Origin of the sequence: Leptolyngbya cf. ectocarpi LEGE 11479 (assembly GCF_015207065.1) — a bacterium.
GTDB classification, from domain to species: Bacteria; Cyanobacteriota; Cyanobacteriia; order Phormidesmidales; family Phormidesmidaceae; genus Leptothoe; species Leptothoe ectocarpi.
This window is the reverse complement of record NZ_JADEXP010000451.1, coordinates 1-4,435: the sequence shown is the minus strand read 5'-3', so window position 1 is coordinate 4,435 and position 4,435 is coordinate 1. Positions and strand designations below refer to the sequence as shown.

The window sequence follows — 4,435 nt, the reverse complement described above, 5'->3', positions numbered from 1 at the left end:
CTGCTCAGCTGCCAGAGTACGACTACGAACACGGTCGCCATATGGTATTTGGCACCCTCGGCTTTGTACAGCTCACCATTAAAGAACTGCATCAGCGTAACTACGCCGAACCCAACGACTGGAGCCGTCCGCTACCCACCGGACAGCCCAATGAAGTGATGGCAATTTTGACCCGAAAGGTTAGAGTCGGCTAGGACAGTGCGATCGCACTTCTCGAGCAAGTGCGATCGCACCTCCAAATCGCTAAGATTAAACAGCAGGCACGCCCCAGGGCTCTATCAGAGCTACATTGCCCATGACCCCCCTCACCTTAAACCTCGATCCCATTTGTCAGCTAACCCGTGAACAGTTTTACAAGCTGTGCCAGGTCAATCACGATATCCGCATGGAGCGAAGCACTACAGGAGATTTAATTTTGATACCACCCACTGGATGGGAAACAGGCAAACGTAATGCAGACCTAATAACGGAACTCAACCTTTGGAACCGTCAGACAAGTCTTGGAGTCGTCTTTGACTCCTCTACAGGATTCTCGCTACCCAACGGCTCCGACCGTTCGCCTGATGTTGCCTGGGTGCAAAAAGTACGAATTGATGCCATTTCGCCTGACCCGGCCAAGTTCTTACCATTGGCTCCTGACTTTGTCGTCGAACTACGGTCGGCAACAGATAAATTGACCGTACTACAGCAGAAAATGGTCGAGTATCAAGACTGTGGTGTGCGGCTAGGCTGGCTGATTGATCCTCAAAATAAACAAGTCGAGATTTATCGAGAGAGCACATCATCACAGCAGTTGGATAATCCAACTCAGCTATCGGGTGAAGACGTACTACCCGGTTTTGTTCTGAATTTAGCGGAGATTTGGGATTAGTGGGAAGCATTGCGATCGCACATCTCAACCCTACGAGCGACCCCTGATTCTAGCGACGGCTATACAATAAAAACGTTCGTCAACTAAGTTTAGGGCTATGCCAGAGCAAACCCGTCAATCGTGGAACTTCGGTCGCTTTTTCGATACCCTCAACTACTTTGACGCCATTCCTATTGTGAGCACACTGCAAAACATGTTCTTTGGGTCACCGCCACCGCCGCCGCCGTCGCTTCAGGCCAATGTAGTCTTTGACTTTCGCCAGCCCACCGAGCCAATGCGGGAGCTGTGGGGAGCCCTCGACGATGTGGTCATGGGCGGTGTTAGCCAGAGCGGAGCCCGGCTACAGCCAGAAGGATTGGCCTTTACGGGCTATGTGTCCACAGCTAACTCGGGTGGCTTTGCCTCGGTGCGTACTCGTAACTTTGAGCCGCCCCTAAACCTGAGCACCCACAGTGGTATTGAACTACGCGTCAAGGGCGACGGACAGCGTTATAAGTTCTTTTTACGCGATGGCGCAGGCTGGGATACGGTTGCCTACGCCTATTCCTTTGATACAACGGATGGTGACTGGGTAACCGTGCGAATTCCATTTGCTGACATGAAGGCCGTGCAGCGAGCACGAGTTGTCCAGCGGGCTCCCATTAATGCAGGTCGTATCTATTCACTCCAGCTAATGCTAAGTAAATTTGAGTACGACCGCCAGCTAAATCCACACTTCGAGGCCGGACCGTTTCAGCTATTGGTGGAATCAGTCAAGGTGTATTAGCCGAGGGATGGCCCATCTTGTGTGGGACAAAGTCTATGAGCCAGCGCTTAAACAACCGCAAACTCTACAACAACATCGTTGAAGTCCCGATCGCCTAGCCCGATAATATCTTCAAACCCGAAGACGTTATCCCCCAGGAGTTGGACATGATTATTGTTGTTGTTGGCTCCAGCATGGCTGAATAAAATCTCTCCAGCTGTAGCATCCCCACTGTCGATAATTAAGAAACTACTGAGGAACTGACCGCCAGTTAAGGTAGCAGCAAAGTTACTGACCTGGTTATTCTCTCCAGTTAGCTCAACCTCCAATTGTCTGGCTAAGGCGGCTTCTTTGTAACCACTGTCTCCTGGGCGCAGCTCGGTACCGAGTAATGGGTCTACGACAATACCGCCGTCAGCGGAGTCGGTGGCGTAAAATTTGACGGTGTTGTTACGTTTAGCCTCACGATAAACTGAAAATTCAACATTGACGGTTGCTCCAGCCAAGCCAGTCAAATCAATGATAGAGGCATCGTCATTGAGTAGATTAGTCGTTCTGTTTGCATCAAATAGGGATATCGCTAGCTGAGTGCCTTCTCCAAACTCAAGAGTTGCCTGACCATCATTAATGGATGTGGGCGTAGCCACCAGCGTCTGGCCGCTGTCTATTAGCTCAAACTGTAGAAAGTCACCTGGTGCGATCGCGTTATTGTTGATCGTGAAAGCAGGTCCGTAGGCATCGGGCAGTGTTCCCCCTTCTAATAGAGAAAAGCTACCGATTTGAGTGCGGCTATCACCCGTAGCATCAGTACTAAAGATCCGAATTTCACTAAGGTTATCAACACCCACCTGCTCCACTTCAAGCCGCACGGTATTGTCGGTTCCCAGGCTGGTTACTTCCAGACTATTCGCATCGGCAAACGGTGTTAATAGCCCTGGGGCAATATCATCATCAGTGGTCGTAATGCTGAGAGTCTGGTCGCTCAAACTGTCAAAGTTGTCATCACTGTTAGCCGCATCAACGCTGATAGTGAGGGTGCTAGTTTGATCGCCATCAACCGCCGTATCATCCACACCCGTAACGGCGACATCCACCCCAGTATCCCAGTTAGTACTGTTGAGAGTAACGCTAGCAGGCTCTACAATCGCTTCGTCTGTGTTGTCACTAGCAACTGTTAGAACAACATCAGAAAGAGGAGCAGCCGTAAGGGTGATATTAAACACGTCTGTGGCACCGGCTTCACTAACGATTGCACTAGTTTTACTAAGGTTGAACCCTGCCGTATCGTTATCCGTAATTGTGAGGGTAGCTGTAGCCTGAGAGCCAACATTGGCATTGCTAGCACCAATGAGACTTAGGAGAATGGTTTCGTCTTCCTCAGACAGGAGATCATCGGTAATGGGAACAGCGACAGACTGAGTGGTTTCATTTGGTGCAAAGGTAACGGTGAGGGGGAAACTGCTGCTGGTGTAGTCTGGGTCAGCGGCGGTGCCTCCGGTGATGGTGACCTGAACACTGGAGGTGGTGCTGATGTCGCCAGTACGGGTTAGGGTAACGGCATTGCTGGTGCCAATCGATTCATCGCTCGTAAAATTAGCGGCGGCAAACTCGATAGAGGATATTGTGCTGATGCTAAATCCATCGATCTGGGTGGCGGTGGTTTGGAGATTACCCGCAGTATCTTGTGCGTTGGTGATTTGCACATCGATATTGCTCACCGTTTCGTTAGCATCGGCAACATTATAGGTAGCGACGTAGGTGTCACTGTCGCTCCAGCTGCCTGTGTTGAGAGCGAGCGTATTGGAGGGATCTTCGACTGGAAATGAAAGTATCGGATCTATGGAGGTATCCATAATCTCGCTAAAGTCCACAGTCAGCGTAAATGTCCCTGTTCCTACATTGCTATCGACAATGGATATGAGGTTAGGAGTAATACTGGTAACCGTGGGAACGGCGGTGTCGACGATAATAGGCAATGCGCCAGAGGCTGGACTGACGTTGTTGAAGCTATCGGTGGCGGCGGCGGTAATATTATGGCTGCCGTCAGTGAGTGTAGAGGCAATAATAGTCCATTCGCCAATGCTGTTTGCGATCGCACTTCCAATCACACCATCCACATCGCTGGTCACCGTCACCGTACTATTCGCTTCAGCGGTACCGATCAATGTAGGAGTGTTGCTGCTAGTAATGCGATCCGTATTAGAACTTCCGGTGTCAGAGATGGCGGCTAAGGCAGGGATAGAGGGAGCCGAAGGCGCGGTGGTATCGATGGTGTAGGTGTCTCCGGTCAAACTACCATCGCCGTTACCGGAGATACCGGTTCCCCCTAAAGCAAGGCTATTGCCATTAACAATACTGTCATTATCGACCAGGTTTAGACCCAGACTGCCGTCACCTGTAAGGTTATTAGCGATGACCGTATAGCTGGTGCCGCTGCCGCTCACACTGGCAATGGTCCCATCGGCGGTGTTAGTGGTTGCCAGGGCAAAGTCAGTAACGTCTACCCCCGTAACACTCTCTGAAAAGGTGACATCAAAGGTGACACTAGTAGCATTGGTGGGGCTAGTATCACCGAGGGCAATACTCGTGACGTCAGGGGCATTATTGACCGTAATGGAGAGCGTTTCGGTATCGCTATCCCCTGGGGTGTCAGTGGTTTGAATTTGTACTGTGGCAGTGCCGTCAAAGTCAGGATTGGGGGTAAAGGTAAGGTTGTTTAGGGCAGCATTGACATCGGCGAGGGATCCACTAAAGGCCAGGCTAGTGTCGTCTGTGCCATCACCGACGGTAAAAGCAAGGCCGCTATCGCCGTTCAGTGA

The 4,435-nt window shown here is 50.9% G+C and carries 4 protein-coding genes; 3 read left to right on the top strand and 1 reads right to left on the bottom strand.

The window, feature by feature from the left end:
* The 3 genes from IQ260_RS28120 to IQ260_RS28110 form a co-directional block, all read left to right on the top strand.
* Positions 1-194: hypothetical protein (locus IQ260_RS28120; RefSeq protein ID WP_193996380.1), on the top strand; the 194-nt coding region annotated here is incomplete at its 5' end.
* A gap of 101 nt (positions 195-295) precedes the next feature.
* Positions 296-871 (top strand): Uma2 family endonuclease, encoded by a 576-nt coding sequence (locus IQ260_RS28115; protein WP_193996379.1) that lies wholly within the window; start codon positions 296-298, stop codon positions 869-871.
* 97 nt (positions 872-968) lie between these two features.
* On the top strand, positions 969-1,637 hold the full coding sequence (locus tag IQ260_RS28110) for a CIA30 family protein (protein ID WP_193996378.1): 669 nt from the start codon (positions 969-971) through the stop codon (positions 1,635-1,637).
* 47 nt (positions 1,638-1,684) lie between these two features.
* Here IQ260_RS28110 and IQ260_RS28105 read toward each other — a convergent pair.
* The coding region (locus IQ260_RS28105) for an Ig-like domain-containing protein (protein WP_193996377.1) at positions 1,685-4,435 on the bottom strand (2,751 nt) is incomplete at its 5' end.